Origin of the sequence: Kitasatospora sp. NPDC036755, from assembly GCF_040636595.1 — a bacterium.
In the GTDB taxonomy this organism is placed as follows: domain Bacteria; phylum Actinomycetota; class Actinomycetes; order Streptomycetales; family Streptomycetaceae; genus Kitasatospora.
Genome location: NZ_JBEZUT010000159.1, coordinates 1 through 19,756 on the forward strand (window position 1 = coordinate 1; position 19,756 = coordinate 19,756).

The 19,756-nt window shown below is 74.7% G+C and carries 20 protein-coding genes; 14 read left to right on the forward strand and 6 right to left on the reverse strand.

The window, feature by feature from the left end; genetic code table 11:
* The 3 genes from AB0E96_RS23175 to AB0E96_RS23185 all read left to right on the forward strand — a co-directional run.
* Window positions 1-1,126: ASCH domain-containing protein (locus AB0E96_RS23175; RefSeq protein WP_359826785.1), on the forward strand; the 1,126-nt coding region annotated here is incomplete at its 5' end.
* Complete coding sequence (locus AB0E96_RS23180; RefSeq protein WP_359826787.1) at window positions 1,123-1,548, forward strand: low molecular weight phosphotyrosine protein phosphatase; 426 nt, start codon at window positions 1,123-1,125, stop codon at window positions 1,546-1,548. The genes AB0E96_RS23175 and AB0E96_RS23180, both read left to right, overlap by 4 nt.
* Before the next feature lie 115 nt (window positions 1,549-1,663).
* A complete protein-coding gene (locus tag AB0E96_RS23185; protein WP_359826790.1) occupies window positions 1,664-2,416 on the forward strand; it encodes a CPBP family intramembrane glutamic endopeptidase in 753 nt (250 codons plus the stop codon).
* A 77-nt stretch (window positions 2,417-2,493) separates the two neighbouring features.
* Here the strand turns inward: AB0E96_RS23185 and AB0E96_RS23190 are convergent, their stop codons facing one another.
* Window positions 2,494-2,922 carry a hypothetical protein gene (locus tag AB0E96_RS23190; RefSeq protein ID WP_359826793.1) on the reverse strand — a complete coding sequence of 143 codons (429 nt, stop codon included), beginning with the start codon at window positions 2,920-2,922 and terminating at the stop codon, window positions 2,494-2,496.
* Window positions 2,923-2,956: 34 nt separating this feature from the next.
* On the opposite strand from AB0E96_RS23190, the gene AB0E96_RS23195 reads away from it, so the two are divergent.
* Window positions 2,957-3,613, forward strand: coding sequence for a class I SAM-dependent methyltransferase (locus tag AB0E96_RS23195; protein WP_359826796.1), 657 nt, complete (start codon window positions 2,957-2,959; stop codon window positions 3,611-3,613).
* Here AB0E96_RS23195 and AB0E96_RS23200 read toward each other — a convergent pair.
* A complete protein-coding gene (locus AB0E96_RS23200) occupies window positions 3,589-4,329 on the reverse strand; it encodes a helix-turn-helix domain-containing protein (RefSeq protein ID WP_359826798.1) in 741 nt (246 codons plus the stop codon). The two genes, AB0E96_RS23195 and AB0E96_RS23200, sit on opposite strands and share 25 nt — an antisense overlap.
* Window positions 4,330-4,570: 241 nt before the next feature.
* Here AB0E96_RS23200 and AB0E96_RS23205 point away from each other — a divergent pair, with 241 nt between their 5' ends.
* From AB0E96_RS23205 to AB0E96_RS23235, 7 genes are all read left to right on the forward strand, one after another.
* Window positions 4,571-4,948, forward strand: coding sequence for a response regulator transcription factor (locus AB0E96_RS23205; protein WP_359826801.1), 378 nt, complete (start codon window positions 4,571-4,573; stop codon window positions 4,946-4,948).
* 392 nt (window positions 4,949-5,340) lie between these two features.
* Window positions 5,341-6,126: a hypothetical protein gene (locus tag AB0E96_RS23210; protein WP_359826803.1), complete on the forward strand. Its 786-nt coding sequence runs from the start codon at window positions 5,341-5,343 to the stop codon at window positions 6,124-6,126.
* 53 nt (window positions 6,127-6,179) lie between these two features.
* Window positions 6,180-6,986: a hypothetical protein gene (locus AB0E96_RS23215; protein ID WP_359826806.1), complete on the forward strand. Its 807-nt coding sequence runs from the start codon at window positions 6,180-6,182 to the stop codon at window positions 6,984-6,986.
* The gene (locus AB0E96_RS23220; protein ID WP_359826809.1) at window positions 6,983-7,840 is read left to right on the forward strand and encodes a hypothetical protein; all 858 of its coding nucleotides are present in this window, start codon (window positions 6,983-6,985) and stop codon (window positions 7,838-7,840) included. The genes AB0E96_RS23215 and AB0E96_RS23220 overlap by 4 nt, the downstream gene beginning before the upstream one ends.
* Window positions 7,837-8,832, forward strand: coding sequence for a hypothetical protein (locus AB0E96_RS23225; RefSeq protein WP_359826811.1), 996 nt, complete (start codon window positions 7,837-7,839; stop codon window positions 8,830-8,832). Before AB0E96_RS23220 ends, AB0E96_RS23225 begins: the two co-directional genes overlap by 4 nt.
* 208 nt (window positions 8,833-9,040) lie before the next feature.
* Window positions 9,041-9,289, forward strand: a complete 249-nt coding sequence (locus tag AB0E96_RS23230; protein ID WP_359826813.1) for a hypothetical protein — start codon at window positions 9,041-9,043, stop codon at window positions 9,287-9,289.
* 134 nt (window positions 9,290-9,423) lie between these two features.
* Window positions 9,424-10,089 (forward strand): SGNH/GDSL hydrolase family protein, encoded by a 666-nt coding sequence (locus AB0E96_RS23235; RefSeq protein WP_359826816.1) that lies wholly within the window; start codon window positions 9,424-9,426, stop codon window positions 10,087-10,089.
* Between the two features lie 130 nt (window positions 10,090-10,219).
* On the opposite strand, the gene AB0E96_RS23240 is transcribed toward AB0E96_RS23235, so the two are convergent.
* On the reverse strand, window positions 10,220-11,152 hold the full coding sequence (locus tag AB0E96_RS23240) for an endonuclease/exonuclease/phosphatase family protein (RefSeq protein WP_359826819.1): 933 nt from the start codon (window positions 11,150-11,152) through the stop codon (window positions 10,220-10,222).
* A 218-nt stretch (window positions 11,153-11,370) separates the two neighbouring features.
* Window positions 11,371-12,045 carry a M15 family metallopeptidase gene (locus AB0E96_RS23245; protein WP_359826822.1) on the reverse strand — a complete coding sequence of 225 codons (675 nt, stop codon included), beginning with the start codon at window positions 12,043-12,045 and terminating at the stop codon, window positions 11,371-11,373.
* A gap of 164 nt (window positions 12,046-12,209) precedes the next feature.
* Between AB0E96_RS23245 and AB0E96_RS23250 the strand changes: the two genes are divergently transcribed.
* Complete coding sequence (locus tag AB0E96_RS23250; RefSeq protein WP_359826825.1) at window positions 12,210-12,893, forward strand: response regulator transcription factor; 684 nt, start codon at window positions 12,210-12,212, stop codon at window positions 12,891-12,893.
* Window positions 12,890-14,092 carry a HAMP domain-containing sensor histidine kinase gene (locus tag AB0E96_RS23255; protein WP_359826828.1) on the forward strand — a complete coding sequence of 401 codons (1,203 nt, stop codon included), beginning with the start codon at window positions 12,890-12,892 and terminating at the stop codon, window positions 14,090-14,092. Before AB0E96_RS23250 ends, AB0E96_RS23255 begins: the two co-directional genes overlap by 4 nt.
* A gap of 511 nt (window positions 14,093-14,603) precedes the next feature.
* On the opposite strand, the gene AB0E96_RS23260 is transcribed toward AB0E96_RS23255, so the two are convergent.
* Window positions 14,604-15,260, reverse strand: coding sequence for a maleylpyruvate isomerase N-terminal domain-containing protein (locus AB0E96_RS23260; protein ID WP_359826831.1), 657 nt, complete (start codon window positions 15,258-15,260; stop codon window positions 14,604-14,606).
* A 916-nt stretch (window positions 15,261-16,176) separates the two neighbouring features.
* On the opposite strand from AB0E96_RS23260, the gene AB0E96_RS23265 reads away from it, so the two are divergent.
* Window positions 16,177-18,825 carry a DUF6493 family protein gene (locus AB0E96_RS23265; protein ID WP_359826833.1) on the forward strand — a complete coding sequence of 883 codons (2,649 nt, stop codon included), beginning with the start codon at window positions 16,177-16,179 and terminating at the stop codon, window positions 18,823-18,825.
* Between the two features lie 143 nt (window positions 18,826-18,968).
* Here AB0E96_RS23265 and AB0E96_RS23270 read toward each other — a convergent pair whose 3' ends face one another.
* The gene (locus AB0E96_RS23270) at window positions 18,969-19,523 is read right to left on the reverse strand and encodes a hypothetical protein (RefSeq protein WP_359826836.1); all 555 of its coding nucleotides are present in this window, start codon (window positions 19,521-19,523) and stop codon (window positions 18,969-18,971) included.
* Window positions 19,524-19,756: the final 233 nt, after the last annotated feature.

The window sequence follows — 19,756 nt, forward strand, 5'->3', positions numbered from 1 at the left end:
GTCGCTCGTCGCCCGGCACTACCGGCCGCTGTTCGACGCCTGCCGGGCCCGGACGAACGTGCCGTACACGGTCACCACCTACACCCGGCAGCAGGGCACCCCGGCGTTCCGGGCGGAGTTCCTGCGGACGCTGGAACTCCTGGACGCGGTCGGCGCCTGGCTGTCGCCGAACAGCGGCAGCGCCCACATCCGGCTGCCCTGCCCGGTGTGCGGCTGGGCGGAGAAGCACGCGGGCCGGACGCGGCTGCTGGAACTGGACGAGGCCGGCGGCCTGTTCGAGGCCTTCTGCTTCGAACACGGCCGCTACGAGGCCGACATCACGCCGCTGGGCGGCGGCTACCTCGACCTCGCCACGCTGTACCGCAACGTCGTCAAGGAGCGTTCCTACCGGCCCGACGACCGCACCCTGCACGTCATGGTCAAGGGCGGCGACTGGGCACTCGGCTGCCAACTCGTCGACGGCGCGCACGCCGTCCTCGGCCTGCCGCCCGGCCCCTTGCCGGTCCGGATCTTCACCCCCCAGATCCTCGGCAGCGACGGCGGCAAGCTCTCGAAGAGCCTGCTGCGCGAAGCCGCCGACGCCGGGCCCGCCCGGGGCGACACCACGCCCGCGTGGCCGCTCGATCCCTCGGCCTGGCCCGGTACCCGAGAGGACTACGTCGACGCGCTGACGGGGCTCGGCGAGCTCGTGCTGAGCGACCCCAGGCACTTCTTCCGGTCCTACACCACAACCGCATGGGAAACCCTGATGAGCACCCGCCGGCCCGACACGCACGACTCCCGGGCGAAGCGCCCCCGCACCATGCCGATCTACCGGCAGTACTTCGACCTGATCGCCTCCGGCGAGAAGACGGTCGAGGTCCGCGTCGCCTACGAGTCGATGAAGCGGATCAGGGTCGGAGACCGGATCAACTTCACCTGCCGCGAGTCGAGTTGCCTGACCGAGGTCACGCGGATCGGCACGTACCGCACCTTCGAGGAGATGTTCGGCACCGAGCGCGTGGAGGCCGTCAACCCCCGTGCCACCGAGGCGGAACAGCTCGAGGCGATCCACGCCATCTTCCCGCCCCACAAGGAGACGCTGGGAGTGCTCACCTTCGAGATCGAACGGGTCGATCCCCGGTGACCTCCCCGCGCCGCCGCACCGTCCTGGTGATCTGCAAGGGCAACCACTGCCGTTCCCCGATCGCCGCGTTGGTCATCGCCGAGCGCGCGGGCGGTGCGCTCCTCGTCCGCTCGGCGGGCACCAGGGACTGGCACGTCGGCAAACCCGCCCACCCGCTCATGATCCAGGCCGCCGCCGGCTTCGGCTACGACCTGACCGCGCACCGCGGAGTCCTCCTCGACCGGGAACAGATCGACTGGGCGGACGACCTGCTCGCCGTGGACGAGGAGACCGCCGACACCGTCCGGGCCCTCGCCGGCCCCGACCGCGCGGTGTGCCTCCTCGGCCCGGGCATCACGGACCCGTGGGGCGGCGGCCCGGAGGACTTCGCCAGGGCGGTCGCCGAGATCCAGAACGCGACCCGCCTCTTCCACGCCGGCTGACCGGCACAGTGGGCGCCTCCTCCCGGGCGGCCCCGCGAAGCGGCGCGGGGCCGCCCGGGATTTCAACTCCGCTGAACTGATGCCGACTTGACCTCGCCGCGCCTACCATCGAGCCGTGCTGACGCGTTGGGGGAGCCGGGTGCGCGGGCATCCGGTGGTGGGGGCGGTCGGGGCCGCGGTGCTGTGGCAGGCGGCGATCGTGGGGGTGGCGAAGGCGCTGCCGCCGTTGGAGCCGGCGTGGTTCCCGCAGTTGGGGCCGACCGTGGTCAATCTGGTGGCCGCGGTGGCCGTCTGGGTGCCGCTGCGGGCCTGGGGGCTGTCGGCGTCCGGCGGGGTGACGGGCCTCGGCGCCGTGGCGCGCTGGCCGGCTCTGCTGCCGGTGGCGGTGCTGGCCGGGCTGGCGGCGCTGCCCGGGATCGAGGGCGGTACGGCGACCCTGGCGGGCGGCGTGGTGCTGATGCTGAGCATCGGGCTCAACGAGGAACTGGCCAGCCGGGCCCTGGTGTTGGAGCTCGCGCGGCCGCTCGGCGCGGTGCGCGCGGGGGTGCTGACTGCGGTGCTCTTCGGGATCGGGCACCTCGACAACTGGCTGTTCTTCGGCGCGCCCCTGGGCAACACGCTGTGGCAGGTGCTGGAGGCCGGCGCGTTCGGCTTCTTCCTGTGCGGCGCGCGCCTGTACATCGGGAGCATCTGGCCGCTGGTCCTGCTGCACGCGCTGTCCGACTACCTGGAGATCTACTCGCCGGGGAGGACGGCCGACTGGCTGCAGGCCTCGGACGTGGCCGTCGACCTGGCGCTGGGGCTGGTGCTGCTGCTCCGGGCCCCGGCCGCTCCGCCCCCGGCGCTCGGACCACCCCCGCCGGCGTGAGGGTTCGACCCCCGAGGCGTGGCGGTCCCTCGTCCCGGGCGTTCAGGCGGGCGACCTCCCACCCGGAAGGGTTCCGCTCAGCTCATTTCGGTGCCGTTGATGTAGTACACCTCCATGATGGCCGCCCCGTGCTTGTACTGCTCGATCACCGCTCTGGTCCGGTCCTTGTTCGTCCACGCTGTCTGAGCACTGGCGCACAGGGCGCCCAGCCCGAGGTTGGCCCCCGTGGGACGGAGGAGCCGGCTGATCCAGGACGCGCCCTGGAAGTACGTGTCCAGCCCGGTCGTGGACGCGCGAGCCGTGAGGTAGCGGTGCGGGGGAAGTTCGAGGCGGCGCTTGACGGCTTTGCTGTCCAGGGCGTCCGACAGGGCTTTCCGTGACGCCGCCGTCCACCTGACGGCATGGCTCTTGCAGCCGTCGCAATTCGGGTCGCGCCCGCCCTCCTCCCGCCTCCGTCCCCCGTCGGTGCCGCCCCCGGCCCCGCCCCGGACGAGCGAATCGTTCAAGACGGCGCCCCAACCACCCGGCCACACTGGCCCGATGACCCCGACCGACACCTTCACCCCCGCCGCCGGCCGCCTCGCCCTCGGGCTCTACGACCCGATCGTCTCCCTCACCCGCGAACGCCTCTGGCGCAGCCTGGCGGCCATGCACACGGCCCCCCGCCCGGGTGACGTCATCGTCGACGTCGGCTGCGGCACCGGCTCCCTGGCCGTCCTGCTCGGCCGCGCCGAGCCCCAGGCCACCGTCATCGGCGTCGACCCCGACCCCGCCGTCCTGCGCCTGGCCCGCCGCAAGGCCACCGCGGCCGGCGCCACCACCGACTTCCGCACCGGCATGGGCGACGCCGTGGACGAACTCGTCGGCTCCGAGGCGGCCGACACCGTCGTCTCCAGCCTCGTCCTGCACCAGTGCCCCGTCCCGATGAAACAGGCCGTCCTCGCCGCCATGCACCGCACGCTGCGCCCCGGCGGCAAGCTGGTGATCGCCGACTTCGGGCGCCAGCGCACGCCCGCGATGCGCCTGGCCTTCCGGATCGTCCAGTTCGTCGACGGCAAGCAGGACACCCAGCCCAACGCCGACGGCATCCTGCCCCGGCTGATCACCGAGGCGGGTTTCGAGAACGTGCGCGAGGTGGAGACCGTCGCGACGGTGACCGGCTCGCTGTCCTTCTACACCGCGCGCCGCCCCGCCTGAACTTCCGCTCCCCGCAGGGCGGGCAGCACCTGCGAAGGCGTCAGTCCCGTCAACTCCCGCATCCAGCGCGAGAAGTGGGCCTGGTCGGCGAAGCCACCCGCGAGCGCGGCCTGGGCCGGCGAACACCCCTCGCCGAGCGCCAGCGCCGCCCGGGACAGCCGCTGCCAGCTGCGCCAGCGCGCCAGCGGAACCCCCAACTGCCGCTGCGCCAGGGCCCGCAGGCGCTGCGGCGACAGTCCGACCCGGGCGGCGAGGAGTTCCAGCGGCACCTGGTCGTCGGCCAGTGCCGCCATCGCCGCCCGCAGCCGAGGGTCCAGCCCCCCGGCGGGCCGCGCACCGTGCGGCCGTACGTCCCGTTCGGTCAGGCCCTGCCACTGCGGGGCGACGGTGACGCCCTCGCCGCACTGGCGCCGCAGCCGGTCGGCGAGGGCGCAGTGCGGGTCCACGTAGAAGACCAGCACCTCGCGGGTCGGGGCCATCCGGTGACGCACCATCGGCGCCACCACGATCGCGGGCCCGCGGTGGCGCCGCCCGGCCGCGTCGTCGACCGTCAGCCGCCGCGAGGGCCCGCTCGCGACGGCGACCTGGAAGGCGGCGTGCCGGTGGAAGGCGCTGTCCGCCAGCGGCCCCCGGTACAGCGCGTACCCGGGGCCGACGGCGAACCGCGGGGCCGGGGCGGCCTTGGCGGCCTTGGCCTCCTTGGCGGTCACCGCCACGGGCCCGCCTCCCGGCCCGGCCGGCCGGCGGCCGACCGAACGCCGGAGGTCCGGTTCCGTACCCGGGCCCCGCGGCCGCCCGGGTACGGGTCGTCGAGCGGGCTTTCCTCGCTGAACTCCTGTCCGTCCACGCTCCAACGGTAGGCGCAGCCGGACGACTTCGGGCCCGGACCGCCGTCCCCGCCGCCCCCCGCCCGGGCGTGTACGGCGCGGGGCGCGTCACCCGGAGAGGTGGTCCAGCGTGAAGACGGTCGCCCGGTCGGAGAACTGGGCCAGGGCCGAGCCGGTGCCGCCGTTCGCGGGCATCCAGGGCTTCGTGCCCAAGACCACCTCCGCCGCACGGCTGGCCGCCATCCTGCGCGACGTCCACGGCGGCGGCCGCTACATCGACCACGGGCTCGCCACCCACGCCCTCACCGAGACGCCCTGCCCGCTGACCCCGCGCGAACTGGACGTGCTGCGCGCCGTCCACCGGGGCCAGGCGATCAGCGCGCTGGCCGAGCAGCACCACCTGGCGCCCGGCACCGTCCGCAACTACCTCTCGGGCGCCATCACCAAGCTCGCCGTGCGCACCCGGCACGAGGCGGCGCGGCGGGCCTGGGAGGAAGGGTGGATCTGACGCCGCCGGCCGCCGGCCGGTGGCGGGGCCGCCGGGAGGGGAGGAGGAATTGTTCGAATCGATGTGTCGACACAGCGTCATCACCGCAGGACAGCGCCCATTGCGGTTCGATCACGGTGTGTCCGATTCGTCGAACATTGGGGGAAAGTGTGGCGGTTGATTTTTTTGGCAGCGATGTCGGCGGCCTTTCATAATTCCTGCCGACACGCGTGACGGAACGCCCGGAGAACCCGCTGGGGGAGTGGTTCCCGTGAGGAGCCCGCGCGTGGGATTCCGCATTCTTCACTGGGGGGATTTCCTTGCCTGAGCCCGAGAACGAGGGCGCCGCCGCCGGACCTCCGGCACCGGCAGCACCGGCAGCACCGGCAGCACCGGCCGCCGCCGTTGCGGCCGTGTCCGAGGCCGCCGCCGCGCCGCCCGTACCGGAGCAGGCCCCGCGTCGGCTGCCGCGCGCCGTCGGCGTCGCGCTGGCCACCGCCGGGCTGGTCGCCGTCACCGCGGCCAGCGCCGCCGTGACCGTGGCCGTCGGTAAGCCCGACGCCCGCCCGGCCGCCGCGGCCGCCCCGGCGAAGGCGAGCGCGAGCGCGAGTGCCACCGCGAGCGCGACGCCCTCGGCCCAGCCCGTCCCGGTGCCCACCGCCGTCCCGGCCGAGCCCGCCCCGGCCAGCACCGTCAAGGGCACCGTCAGCGGCGGCAAGCACGAGGGCGACCTGCGCTACTTCCTGCTCCCCATCCCGGCCGGCGGCGAGTCCTACGGGCCCGTGGACGGGGTGGCCATGAGCGACGACGACGTCGCCGACGTCTTCGGCAAGCAGGACGGCATCATGGGCATCCTCAAGTCCTACGGCTACAAGGGCGGCGCGAACCGGATGTACCGCACCGCCGACGGCAAGGCCGAAGTCACCGTCACCCTGCTGAAGTTCGGCTCCACCGCGATGGCGGCCGACTTCGCCAAGAACTACACGATCAAGTCGCTGGACCCGTTCGACGTCGACTCCGGCGGCCGCGGCTACCTGAAGGCCCCCAAGCAGCAGGCCTACACCGGCTCGATGAGCGGCATCTCCAGCCAGGGCGACGTCCAGTACACGATCGACGTCGACGTGAAGGGGACGCCCGACAAGGCGCTGCTGAACGAGCTGATGAAGCGCCAGCGCGAGTGGCTCACCACCGGCGGCTGAGCCCGGCTCCACGCCTTCCCTCTTCCTCTCCTTCCTCCTCTGGAGCCACTTCCGTGACCACCGAACCCGCGGAGCCGGTGCCCGCCGCGCCCGCCGTTCCGCCCGCCCCACCCGCCGCCCCGCCCGTCGCGCCCGAACCCGCCGTCCCCGCCGCGCCGTTCGCGCCCGAGGCCGGTGCCCCGCGGGCCCCGCGCCGCCCCCGCCCCGTGCTGCTGACCGCCTGCGCCCTGGTGCTGGGCACCCTGGCCGGCGGCGGCATCGGCTACGCCGTGCAGGCCCAGCGCCCGCCCACGCCGCTGCCGCCGCTCCAGGTCGCCCTCCCCGCCTACCCGGCCGAGCGGGTCGACTCGTCCGCCCTCGCCGCCGAGCAGCCCGCGCCGCTCGCCATCGACGGCGACCTGACCAAGCTGCTGATCGGCGCTCCCGAGGGCAGCGGCCCCTGGGGGGACCGCCCGGACAAGCCGAGCTGGGTCTCGCTCGGCGAACTCGCCGAGCAGAAGGGCGGGGCGGCCGCCATGTTCAAGGACCTCGCCTCGCGCGGCTTCCGGCGCGCGGCCCAGGTGAACTGGAAGAAGGACGGCGTCTTCTACCGCGTCCAGCTGGTCCAGTTCACCGAGGACCGCGCCGACGAGGCGAAGAGCGGCTACTGGCCGCTGCCGTTCGCCGAGGGCGCCAACGGCGGCTACAAGGTGGACATCGTGCCCAGCCACTGGGCCGAGAGCACCGAGCAGTACTACTACGGCGGGGCCCACGCCAAACGCGGCTCGGTGGAGATGACGATCGAGGTTCTCGACACCAAGCCGACGAACCCCGACACCCTCAAGGACCTCGCCAAGCGGCAGTGGGAGCGGCTCGCATGAACGACGACACCGTGACCACCACCGCTGCCGCCCCGGGCGCCTCCGAGCCGGCGCCCGACGCGCCCGCCGCTGAGCCTGTCGCGCCCGCCATGCCTGTCGCGCCCGCCGGGCCGAGCCCCGCCTCCCGCCGGCTGCTGCGCGCGGGCGCCGCGACCGCCGCCGCCGCGCTGGTCGGCGTGGCCATCGGCGTCGGCATCATCAAGACCCAGTACGACGACCCCGCGCCGGCCACCGCCGCCGCCCCGTCCACCGGTCCCACCCCCACCGCGACCGCCACGCCGTACGGCGCCAAGTCCAACGGCAGCCACTTCGGCTCGATGCGCGACCTGCTGCTGCCCGTCCCGGCCGGCTACCAGCCCGGACCGGACGACGGCGGCTACGGCAACGACAGCGAGCAGAACGGCGAGCAGCTGGCCGCCGAGATGGACGCCGACCTCCAGCAGCTCCCCAAGGACAAGCGCGACAAGATGCGCTCGTACTGGGAGAGCATGCACGTCAAGGCCTCCGGTGTGCGCACCTACCTCGCCGACGGGAACGACCTGGTGATCGGCATGAAGGTCCGCCAGTTCAACCAGCAGGAAGTGCAGCGGATCAACGAGTACACCGCGGTCTTCACCGGCGACACCGGCCTGTTCCGGGTCGGCCCGGCCGTCCCCGGCCACCCCGAGGCGCACTGCTACCTGATGCCGGCGCCGCCGTCCGCGCCGATCGACTACCTGGAGTGCTCGGCCGCCGAGGGCGACCTCCTGGTGGTCATGAGCGCCGAGGGCGTGGCGCCACTGCCCAAGGACAGGATCGTCGCCCTCTTCACCCTCCAGCTCGACCGCCTCGCCAGCCCGGGAGCGTCCGTATGACCGACCACGCCACTCCGCCGCCGCCCGCGCCGGACGCGCCGGGCGCCGCCCCGGGCCCGGACGCGGCCCCGGACGTACTCGCCGCGCCCGAGGCCGCCCCGGTGGACCCCGCCGTCCTCGCCGAGCAGGAGGCCCGCCGCACCCGGCGCCGCAAGGCCGCGGTGCGCTGGAGCTGCGCCGCCCTGGTGTTCGCCCTCGCCGGCACCGGCACCGCCCTGGCCGTCACCGCCCCCGACCGCACCGACCTGCCCGGCCTGGCCACCGCGAGCGACGGCCGCTACACCTTCGCGCCGCTGACCCTGCCGCCACTGCCCGCCGGCAAGAACGCCCCCGACGGCAAGGGCAAGACCCCGCACCACGCGGACCTGCGCCACCTGCTGCTGCCCGCCCCCAAGGAAGCCGGCGGCTCCCTGACCCCGCCCGTCTTCCCGGCACCCACCGCCGGCTCCACCCCCTCGGGGACGCCGACCGCCCCGGGGACGCCCGCCGCCTCCCCGACGGCCCCGGCCTCCGCTTCCGCCTCCGCGGCCGCCCCCGGTACCGAGCCCGGCCAGTGGACGCCCTGCGAGACGCTCGCCGAGGACCAGCAGGACCCGGTCAAGGTGCGCGCCCTGCTGCTGGAGAACGCCTGCCGCGCGGCCACCGTCCGGGAGTGGACCGCCTCCGACGGCACCCGCACCCAGATCCGGCTGCTGCGCTTCGGCTCCGTCCGGGAGTCCTGGGGCGCCTTCGCCGACCTGCGCTCCAAGGCCCGCCCCAAGGCCGCACCCGACACCAAGAGCACCCCCCACGACGACTGGGACACCCTCGACGGCAACAGCCTGACCGCCGTGGAATCCACCACGGCCGGCACCAAGGGTGCCCCCACCGCCCGCGTCGCCTACCTCTCGGCCGCCGACGTCCTCGCCGTCGTCACCATGACCAACCCCGCCGGCGTGCCCACCGTGCCCTTCCGGCAGGTCGTCACCCTCCAGGCCGACCTGCTCGCCTGACCCCGTTCAGTCCCGTCCAGTCCGTCCGGGCCGGCTCCCCACCGAGGGGAGCCGGCCCGGACGTCTTCCCCGGCCCTCCGGACACCCCCGGCCTGCTGGAACAAGACCGGGATGTTTTCCGCACCGGCCCGTGAACGACCCCCACGTACGGCGATGACGCGTCAGAGAGCCCCACCGCCGGACCACTCGTACGACAGCAGGAGAACCCGTGCGCACGCGCCGCCTCGTCCTCACCGCCGGGGAGCGGATCACCCTGAGCGGCGCCAAGACCGCGTACGCGGGCATCAAGGCCAAGACCACCAAGGGCAAGCAGGCCGTCCAGTACACCGACGTCATCATCGGCGTCCGCAACCCCGACCCGAACCCGGAGAGCGTCCCCGTCGGCACCACCCCGGTCGACAAGCCGGCCGTCACCAACCGGCGCACCCTGCCGAAGGACGCCGTCCCGGTGAGCTGACGTTTCGTCACATCACTCTTCCTGTAGGCGCGGTGACAGGGAAATACCGAGGGAATGCCGACCGCCGCCGGTGCGCCGACAGTACCGACCGGCACCTTCGAGGGGTCCCCTTCCACCCCCTCCAAGGAGCCCCGATGACGATCACCATCCGACCGGGCAGCACCGTGATGTTCACCGGCGACTCGATCACCGACTGCGGACGCCGCGACAGCGAGGACGGCCTCGGCACCGGCTACCCGCTGCGCGTCGCGGGCACCTGGGCCCACCGCCACCCCGACCGGCCGGTGACCTGGCTGAACAGCGCCAACGCCGGCGACAAGGCGACCGACCTGCGGGCCCGCTGGCAGACGGACGTGCTCGACGCCCGCCCGGACGTGCTGTCCGTCCTCGTCGGAGCCAACGACGCCGGCTGGCACACCCTCGACCCGAACGGGCACGTCATCCCCGCCGAGCACTTCGAGGCCGACTACGACCGCCTCCTCGAACCCCTCGCCGAAGCGGGCACGCGGCTCATCCTCATCGAACCGTTCCTCCTGCCGATCCACGGCACCGTCGAAGCCGGCGACGCGGTCCTCATCGGCGAGAAGGAACGCGCGGCCTGGCGCGCCGACCTGGACCCGAAGATCCAGGCCGTACGCGGACTCGCCCGCCGCTACGGTGCCCAACTGATCGCCGCCGACGGCATGTTCGCCGAACTCTCCGCGACGACCACCCCGGAGCACTGGTCCGCCGACGGCGTCCACCCGACACCGGCCGGCCACGCCGCGCTCGCGGCGGCCTGGCTGCGCCAGGTCGCCTGACCGGGACCGGGACCTGGGCCGGGACCTGGGCCGGGACCGGGGCCTGGGCCCGGGCCGGGGCCTGGCCGGGACCGGGGCCTGGGCCTGGGCCTGGCCGGGATCGGGCCGGGCGCGCCGCCGGGGCCCGCCGCTACGCGGACAGCCTCGCCGCCACCGGGCGGTGGTCGCTGGGAGTGGCGGGCAGGGTCCAGGTCGCGGTGGTGGCCACGCCCCGGGTGAGGACGTGGTCGATGCGGACCAGCGGGAAGGAGGACGGCCAGCTGAAGCCGAAGCCGGTGCGGGCCGGGGTGAGGCGGTCGGTGAGCGGGGTGAGCGCGCGGTCGTCGGCGGCGGTGTTGAGGTCGCCCAACAGCAGGACCCGGCGCAGCGGTTCGGCGTCCACGGCCCGGGCGAGGGCGTCCACGGCCCGGGCGAGGGCGTCGATGTCGCGGTCGCGGTGGGCGGTGGCGAAGCCGGTGACGGTCGCCCGCACCGAGGCGAGGTGGGCGACGTAGACGGCCAACGGCCCGCCGGGGGCCTGGACTTCGGCCCGCAGGGAGCGGTTCCAGCCGGGGTCGATGACCAGCCGTCGGGACTCCGTCACCGGGTAGCGGCTCCACAGCGCGACGGTGCCGGTGCGGGCGTGGTGGGGCAGCGCCGCGTCCAGCACGCTCCGGAAGGCGGGCAGGGTGGCGTCGGTGACCTCCTCCAGCGCGACCAGGTCCGGCTCGGCGGCGAGCAGCGCGCGGGCGGTGCCGGCCGGGTCGGGGTTGGCGGCGTTCACGTTGTGGGTGACCACCGTCAGCCCCGGCCCACCGGCCCCGCCCGTCGGCGCCCCGCCGGACAGCGGCGCCGCGAACACCACGGCCCCGAACACCACCGCCCACACCACGGCCAGCACCCCGCCCGCGCAGGCCGCCGTCGGCGCCCGGCGCAGCGCCGCGCACAGCAGCGCCGCCACCGCCACCAGGCCGCTCCAGGGCAGGGCGCTCTCCCACAGCCGGCCAAGGCCGAGGCCCAGGTCGGGCACCAGCCGGTGGCCGCCGAGGGCGAGGGCGGTGAGCAGGCCGAGGGCGGCGGGCACGCGCCCGCGCCGCCACACCGGTACGGCCCGCCACGGGGGCGAGGCACGTCGCCGGCTCGGTCGGCCCGGCCGAGCCGGCCGAGTCCACCTGGCCAACCACGCCGACCGGGCCGACCACGCCGGCCAAGCCGACCGAGTGGTTCGGGCCGGGCCGTCCGGCCGGTCGGCCTCGGCGGACGGCGTTCCGGGAAGCACCGGAGCAGCCATGGCGCGCCCCCTCACCCTGCCGCGTCCGGCAGCGGAGCCGGGCAGGTCCCGCCCGGCGGGGTCAGCAGTTCGAAGTGCCAGATCTCGTTGGCGTACACCTGGCACAGCCCGTACCGGGCGCCGTGCTGGATCAGCCAGTAGTCGGCGTCGGTCGGGCCGACGTCCACCGCCTTCCCGGAGACGTGCGCGGACTTCTCCGGGGTGTTGACGAACTTCCGGGCCTGCTCCACGCTCCCGTACTTGGTCACCGCCCGGTCCAGCAGCCGCTGCTGGTAGGCCTTGTCGCGCCAGCCGGAGGTGACGGTCATCTCGATGCCCCGCTCCGTCCGGGCGTCGTCGGCCGCCCGTTGCAGGGCCTCGCGCAGGGGCGCGTCCAGGTTGCCCACGGCCGGGGCGTGGGTGTCGGCGGGGCTCAGCTTCACGCCGTCGGGTATCTCCCCGTCCGCCTCGCCACCGGCCGCGGCGGGCTGGGCGGCGACGGTGGCCGCCAGGGTGCGCAGTACGGCCTCGGTGCCGGGCGGGTCGGCGGCGCAGGCCCCGACGAGGGCCAGTACCGCCGCCGCCGAGGCGCCCGCGGCCAGTCGCCGCCGCTTGCCCCGCGCCGCCGTCTCCGCCGTTCCCGCCCGCGCCGCCTGGTCCGTCGACCCCGCCGTTCCCGCCGTCTCCGTCGTCTCCGTCGCGTCCATTCGTGTCTCCCTGCGTGTTCGTCCGTTGCCGGACCATTGGAGGAAACGCGGTGTTGCGAGGACGTCTGCGCAGGTCGATACGTTTTCGATAGGTCCCATCGGGTCCAATGGGACGCGAGGGTGTGAACGGCGAACGGCGAACGGCGAGGACGGGAGAACGGCACGTGCGGGTCCTGGTGGTGGAGGACGAGATCTACCTGGCGGAGGCGGTCCAGGCCGGACTGCGGCTGGAGGCGATCGCCTGCGACATCGTCACCGACGGCGACGCGGCGCTGGAGCGCCTGGCCGTCCACAGCTACGACGTCGTCGTCCTCGACCGCGACATCCCCGGCACCCACGGCGACGACGTCTGCCGCAGCATCGTCGAGAACGCCCTGGGCTGCCGGGTGCTGATGCTCACCGCCGCCGCCCGCCTGAACGAGAAGGTCGCCGGCTTCGAACTCGGCGCCGACGACTACCTCACCAAGCCCTTCGACCTCGCCGAGCTCGTCGTCCGGCTGCGCTCGCTGGCCCGCCGGCCGGCCCAGGCCGCCCCGCCAGTCCTGGAGTACGCCGGGCTGCGCCTGGACCCCTTCCGCCGCGAGGTCTACCGGGACGGCCGCTACGTGGGCCTGTCCCGCAAGCAGTTCGCCGTCCTGGAGGTCCTGATGGCGGCGCGCGGCGGCGTCATCAGCGCCGAGGACCTGCTGGAACGCGCCTGGGACGAGAACGCCGACCCCTTCACCAACGCCGTCCGCATCACCATCTCCGGGCTGCGCAAACGCCTCGGCGACCCGTGGGTGATCCAGACCGTGCCGGGGGTGGGCTACCGCCTCACCGAGCCCGGCGGGGCGGACGGCCCCCGGTGAACGAACGCGACAAGCGCCCGCGAGCCGAGCATCCCCGTACGGAGCATCCCCGCACCGAACGCCCCCGCACCGAGCGCCCCCGCACCGAACGCCCGCGCCGCCTGACCGCCCGGATGAGGCTGACCCTCAGCTACACCCTCTTCGCCGTCACCGCCGGCACCCTCTCCCTCGCCGTGGTCTACGTCGGCATGCGGTACATCCCCAACTACCCCCTCACCTCCTCCAACCCCCGCTACCGCTCCGACGCCCCCTCCCGCCAGGAGATCCTCCACTCCCTGCTCACCGCCGGCGGCTACGCCCTCGCCCTGCTGACCGCCGTCGGCGTGATCGGCGGCTGGCTGATCGCCGGCCGGGTGCTGCGCCCGCTGCAGGACATCACCCGCGCCGCGCACCGCGCCGCGAGCGGAGCCCTGGAACACCGCATCGCCCTCACCGGGCCGCGCGACGAGTTCACCGACCTCTCCGACGCCTTCGACGAGATGCTGGCGCGCCTCCAGCACTCCTTCGAGGCCCAGCAGCGCTTCGCCGCCAACGCCTCCCACGAACTGCGCACCCCGCTGGCGATCACCCGCACCATGCTCCAGGTCGCCGCCGCCGACCCGGCCGGCCAGGACTGGGGCCGGCTCGTCACCCGCCTCCAGGACACCAACCAGCGCGGCATCGAGATCAGCGAGGCCCTCCTCCAGCTCGCCGACCTCGGCCACGCCCCGCCCGAACTCACCCCCACCGACCTCGCCACCGCCACCGGCGAGGCCCTGGCCGCCGTCCACGACGAGGCCGAGGCCTTCGGCGTCACCCTCACCGCCGACCTGCGCCCCGCCCCGACCACCGGCAACCCCGTCCTGCTGCGCCAAGCGGCCGTCAACCTCCTGCACAACGCGCTGCGGCACAACCTGCCCACCGGCGGACACGTCACCGTCACCACCGGCCCCGACCCGCGGCAGCCCGACCGGGTGCGCCTCACCGTCACCAACACCGGCCCACAGCTGACGGCCGAGGCCGTGGCGACCTTCACCGAACCCTTCCTGCGCGGCCGCGGCCGCACCGCCTCCACCGACCCCGCCCGCCGAGGCCACGGCCTGGGCCTGGCGATCGTCGCCGCCATCACCGACGCCCACCACGGCGACCTGCGCCTCACCCCCGCCCCCACCGGCGGCCTGCGGGCGACCCTCCTCCTGCCCGGCCCCGCCGAGCGGTAGCCGCGGCCCACCTCGCGCCGTCTTCCCGCCGAACACGCGGAACCGGACGAACTCCTGCCGGACGCCGAGCCGGAAGCGGGGGTGAACGCCTCGCCGCACTTCCTCAGGACGTCCTCGACGGCGCGATCGTGCGCGCACCCGACACTGTCTCGGCCCCGATCTCGCCGAGCCGACCGGGCATGCGGCCCAACTCGCTTATCCCGCAACCGGTTCGGTGTCCGGGCCGTCCGGGCCGTCCGGAGCGGACAGGGGACAGTGGCCGCCCCCGGCCACCGCGTCACCCCGGCCGACGCCGCTGGCGCCGCCCGGGATCCAACCCGGCCGCCCTGCCCGTGGTGGCCGCAGTGGGCCGCCGCGACCGTCACGACGGCGGCGGGACGCGCCGCGCGGGGGGAACCCCCTACGAGCCCGGACTTCCCGGATGTGCCGGGCGGACTCCAGTGGATCACCGTGCCGGCCCGACATCCCTTCCCGTCGCCGTCGCCGTCGCTGTTGCCGTCGCCGTCGCCGCTCAGCCGAGGTGCAGCGGCAACCGGGCTCGCAGCGCCCCGAGTTCCGTCCGTTCGGCCGCCGAAGCGGGCCGCCGCCCGGTGCCCACCAGCAGGGCGTCCGGGTCCGGGAAGGAGGAGGGGAACGGGGCCCCGGCGATCCGCTCCAGCAGCCGCCGCGCCGCGGCCGGGCCCTCGGCGGGCGGGCCCGGCAGGTGCGGCAGGTGCGCGACCAGGTCCAGGTGGTGCAGCGTCCACTCCAGGACGTACGCGTCCAGGTAGTCGGCGACGGTCAGCACCTGCCCCTGGGTGGCCACCCGCAGGTGCGGATCGGCGAGCGCGGCGGCCCGGCCGGCCGCGGCGCCGACGTCGTCCAGGTGGAAGCGCAGCAGCGCCGGGTCCCCGTAGGCGGCGGCCAGCCGTACGGTCAGCGCTGCCAGCGGGTCCTGCCCGTCCGGCGGCTCGCCGTGGACCTCCCAGTACGACGCCGCGTCGCGGGTCGCCTCCGCGGGGGAGGGGGTCGCCAGTGTGATCAGCACGTCCTGGGCGTCGATCACCAGGTGGCACACCAGGTCCCGCACCAGCCAGCCCGCACACCCGGACGGCGCGGCGAAGTCCTCCGCCGCGAGCCCGTCCACCGCCGCCCGCAACGCCGCCCACGACCGCCCGAAGAGCCCCACCCCCGCAAACTACCCCGCCCCACACCCGCCCGTCCGCGCCTTGAAACACGCCGCGCCCCCGGGCCGCCCCGGCCACGGAGTGGGAAGTCGGACCGGCCGACTTCCCACTCCGCCATAGCGTCGCCGGATCTCTGCGGAGTGGGATGCCGACTGCTCTGCTGCTCCATCGCGCCGTGCCGTGAACGCGCCGCGCCCGGGGAGGCTCCCGGCCGCGGTGTGGGAAGTCGGGCCGGCCGACTTCCCACTCCGCCGCACGCGCAGCGCGTCTTGCCGGCGTCGCGGGGCCTGGTGGGTCCTGGGGCTTCTCGGGCCCGGCGGGGGCGCGCGGGCGGCATCGCCCGCCCGGCCCCGCCCGCATCGGCTACCAGTGCCGGTCGTTCCACTCCGCCACGGGGACGCGGCCTTCCGAGGCGTCGCCGCAGCGCTCCGCCCAGGCCGGCCCGACGAACACCGGCTGGCTCAGGACGGGCCGTCATGCAGGTCCACCAGTTCTGTCCGCTGTCCACTGCGTAGGCACTCATCACTCATCGGGTGCCCCGCCCGTTACTGATCAGTGCGCGGATGAGTACCTCTCGACATGCCGTCCGGATGACCCTCGATCTGACCTGGGCCGAATCCGTGGGTGGCCCGCGCAGAGGCGGAGCGAGAAGCCGGATGATCCTGCCTGTCTCTACTGGGCGCCGCTCGGCCGGTGGACGTCGTTGCCCCTGACACCGGTTGCGCAGCGCTTTTCCCAGGCCCCCGGGGGCCGGCCTGTCAGTGCGGAGCCCTAGCGTCCTCCGGGTGGGCCAAGCGCCGGGGCGGGCGCGGGCCGTGCCGGCCAAGCACCCGCGGTGAGCCTGTGCTCGAACCAGGGCTCGGTGGCCGGCCGCAGGGCGGAAGACGGGGACGGGAACATGGTGGTGGAGGGAATGCGATGACGCTGATCGAGCGGGTGCGGGCGGGAGACGCGGACGGTGTGGTCCGGGAACTGGCCGGGTTGACGCCGGCTCAGCGACGTGACTGCATCGCGGAGCTGAAGGAGATCCGCCAGGAGATCGGCGAGGAGTGGTGGCTCAAGCGCGACGTCCTCCTGTCGCTGATGGTCGCGGGGGCCGGCTGCCACACCGCCGCCACCTCGGCAGCCGCCTGGCTGAGCTGGAGCGGCCCCGGGTTCCGGCAGGACGACAGCTGGGATCATCCCGCCCTGCGGGCAGTGATCGAGAGCCGCCCGCCGGAGTGGCGGAGCGCGCTGGTCGCCGGACTGGCCGAGCGCCGTGCCACCTCCTGGGCGAAGGGGAAGTACCGGCTGCTGGAACACCTGGTGCTGACGACCGGCTGCGACGTGCCGACCTCGGACGGATTCGTCACACGCTGGTGCCTCGACCGGACCTGGCCGTACACGTCCCGCCGGGACCTGATCGTCGGCATGACCGGTGCGACCCTGTGGGAACGGTTGTCGAAGGACCCGTTCGTGCCGCTCCTGACGTCGAGGCTGTTCGAGCTCGACGAGATCGGCTCCATGCTCGACGCTTCGGGGAACGAGCAGCGCCCCGAGGACTGGTGGCCGACCTGCCTGATGCGGCTGGCCGAGCAGGGCATCCTGGACCGGGCGGAACTGATCGACCGCTGCCTGGCCCGGCTGGCACGGGGCGGGCGGACCAGCGATCAGCGCGGCTTCCTGAAGCTGCTGCGGGCCTTCGCCCCGACCGCCGAGGAGAGAACGGCCCGGGCCAGGACCTACCTCGCGCTGCTCGACGCGCTTCCCACCGTCGCCGCGCACGCCCAACAGGTGCTCGCCGACCTCGACGGGGCGGGCCTGCCGGCTCCCGGCCTGCTCGCCGAGGCCTCGGCGACGGTACTCACGCGCACCGAGAAGAAGCTCGTCCGCGCCCAGCTCGGTTGGCTGGACGAAGCTGCGCGGCGCGACCCGGCCCGTTCCGGTGAGGTGGTGCTCGCGGCGGCTCACGCCTTCGGTCACCCCGACCCCGACCTGCAGGGCCGGGCCCTGAGGGTGACGGCCCGCCACCTCCCCGCCGCCGGACCGGCGGTGCTCCCGAAGCTGCGAGCGGCCGCCGAACTGCTCGACCCGGCGCACACCGCACGGGCCGGGGAACTCTTCGGCGGCGGCGTTCCCGTGCCCGCCGAGGCGTACCGGGAGCTGCTGCCGCCGGTGCCGCCGCCCGTGCCGGTGCCGGGACCGCTGGACAGCGCGGAGGAGGTCGCCGAGGAGCTCGGCGCGGTCCTCGCCGGAGACCCGGACGCGGTGGCCTTCGAACGCGTCCTCGACGGCTTGGTCCGGCACGTCCACCGGGACCGCCCGGCGCTCGCCCGGGCGCTGGAGCCGGTGCTGCGCGCCCACGCGTGGAGCGGCACGCGCTGGGCGGACTGCTCGCCGCGGGCCGTCCTGCACGTCGCCCTGGCGGCAGTCGGCCAGGCGACTCCCGAGTCGCTGCGCAGCCCCGGCTTCGGCACCGAGTTCGGTGACGTGCTGGCCGGCCGGCTGGAGGAGGCGGCCGACCGGATCCGGACCGGCGGCACGCCCTTCCTGCTCGCCACTCCGACCTCCGCCACCGGGGCGCTGGACGCGGCGACGCTGGTCGACCGTCTCGCCGTCTACGAGGCAGCCGATGCGGAACCCGGGGCTGCCGACCTCTCGCAGGCCCTGCTGCGCGTGGTGCCCACCGAGGACCCCGAGGTGACGGCCGCCGCCGAGCGGCTCGGATCGCCGGCCGGGCAGTGCGTGGCGCGCTGGCTCCGCTCGCGCGGGCTGCCCGCGCAGCCGTCCACCCGTAGGCGGTTCACCCCGGCGCAGGACCTCGAGGGCCATTGGCGGGCGCACGAGTTCGAGGGCGTCGTGCTGACCGTCGTCGACCAGCCCGGAGAGGACTCCACTGATCGGCGCTCCGGGGTGGACGGCACACTGGCCCCGGACTTCGTCGAACTGGTCGGTCCGCTCGTCCACTCGGGGCCGCGGACGATCCGGTACCGCCCCGGCACGCCGCCCCGGCTCTGGCTCGCGGCCCTGCCCAACCACCGTGAGGAACTGGCCGCCCGGCTGCTCGACGCGTTCGCCCACACCGAGGGCCGGGGCACCGCCGAACTGCTTCCCCACCTCGTCGAGGCCGGCGGCCCGGCGGGGCCGGCCGTCCACCTGGCCGTCGGGTACGGGCTGGGCGCCCGGCGGCCCGAGGACCGCACCGCCGCGGTGGACGCCCTGCTGGTGCTCGCGGCCCGGGGCGACCTGGACGGCCCGCTGCTCGGGCGGGAGCTGGCGGAGCTGCTGCTGATCGGTGCGGTGAAGGCCAACCGGCTCACCGACTCCGTACGGGCCGCCGCCGCGACGGGGGCGTACGGCACGGTGTGGTCGGTGCTGGCCGCGGCCCTGCCGCAACTGCTCACGGCCACGCCCGCCCGGGGTACGGGCGAGCTGCTCGCGGTGGCAGCCGACTGCGCGCGGCGCAGCGGCTCGCGCGGACCGATCGCCGAGGTGTCGGCGACGGCCGGGCGCGGCGGGTCGAGCCGGGTGGTGAAGGAGGCGCGGGCCCTGCGAGAGGTGCTGGCCGGGGCATCCACCGGAGGGTAGACGTCCGCCGGCTGTCCGGCAGGGCCGGGCGTGGTCGCCGAACCGGGAGGTGTCGGCCAGGCGCACTCCCGGCGCCGGCGGCGAATCGTTCACGGTCCGGCCCGGCCCGGCCCGGACCGTGGCCGCCGGGTTGCTCGTATCGGCTACCAGTGCCGGTCGTTCCACTCCGCCACGGGGACGCGGCCTTCCGAGGCGTCGCCGCAGCGCTCCGCCCAGGCCGGCCCGACGAACACCGGCCGGCTCAGCACGACATCTCCGGCGCGCTGGGCGCGAAGGACGGTCCCCAATGCCTCCGAGCCGGGATCCCCGTACTGGCCGTACCTCAGGTCGTTCCCGTGGGCGGCCGTGTACTCGGCGAACTCGGCTTCGAGTTCGGACGGTACGCGGCCGACCAGCGGCAGCGCCTCCAGCGTGACCTGCGGACCGCGCAGCGCGTTGACCGCCACGCAGACCAGGCGTTCGGCGTCGTAGTAGACGGTGAGGGACGGATCGTTCGACGTGTGCGGGAGGAAGAAGTCGTCGCTCAGCACCCGGCCGTAGTGGCTCGTGCTGTACGAGGAAGGTTCCAGGAGCCCGTCAAGGGACTCCACGGCGTCGTCGTACAGCATGCCGAACCGCAGCGGGCCGACGCTCACGAGCGGATCCAGCCTCCACTGGATCCGCTCACGGTTCTCGATGACCACTCCGGCGGCGACCATGTCCCCCACTCCTGTCCGAACGGCCGTCGCTGTCCCGTCCTGCCCTGTCCTGGTCGGGATCCCGCGGCGACGCCCTGCTGTCGGTCAAGATCATCAGACAGGACCGACAGTTCCGGTGCCGCGCGAGAAGTCGGACCGGGGCCCTTATCGAGCCGGCCGGCGACAAGATCACAGGACAAAGGGGGCGGCGCGGTGGGGCTGGGGAGGCGGACGCGCGTGGGGTAAGGGGGCGC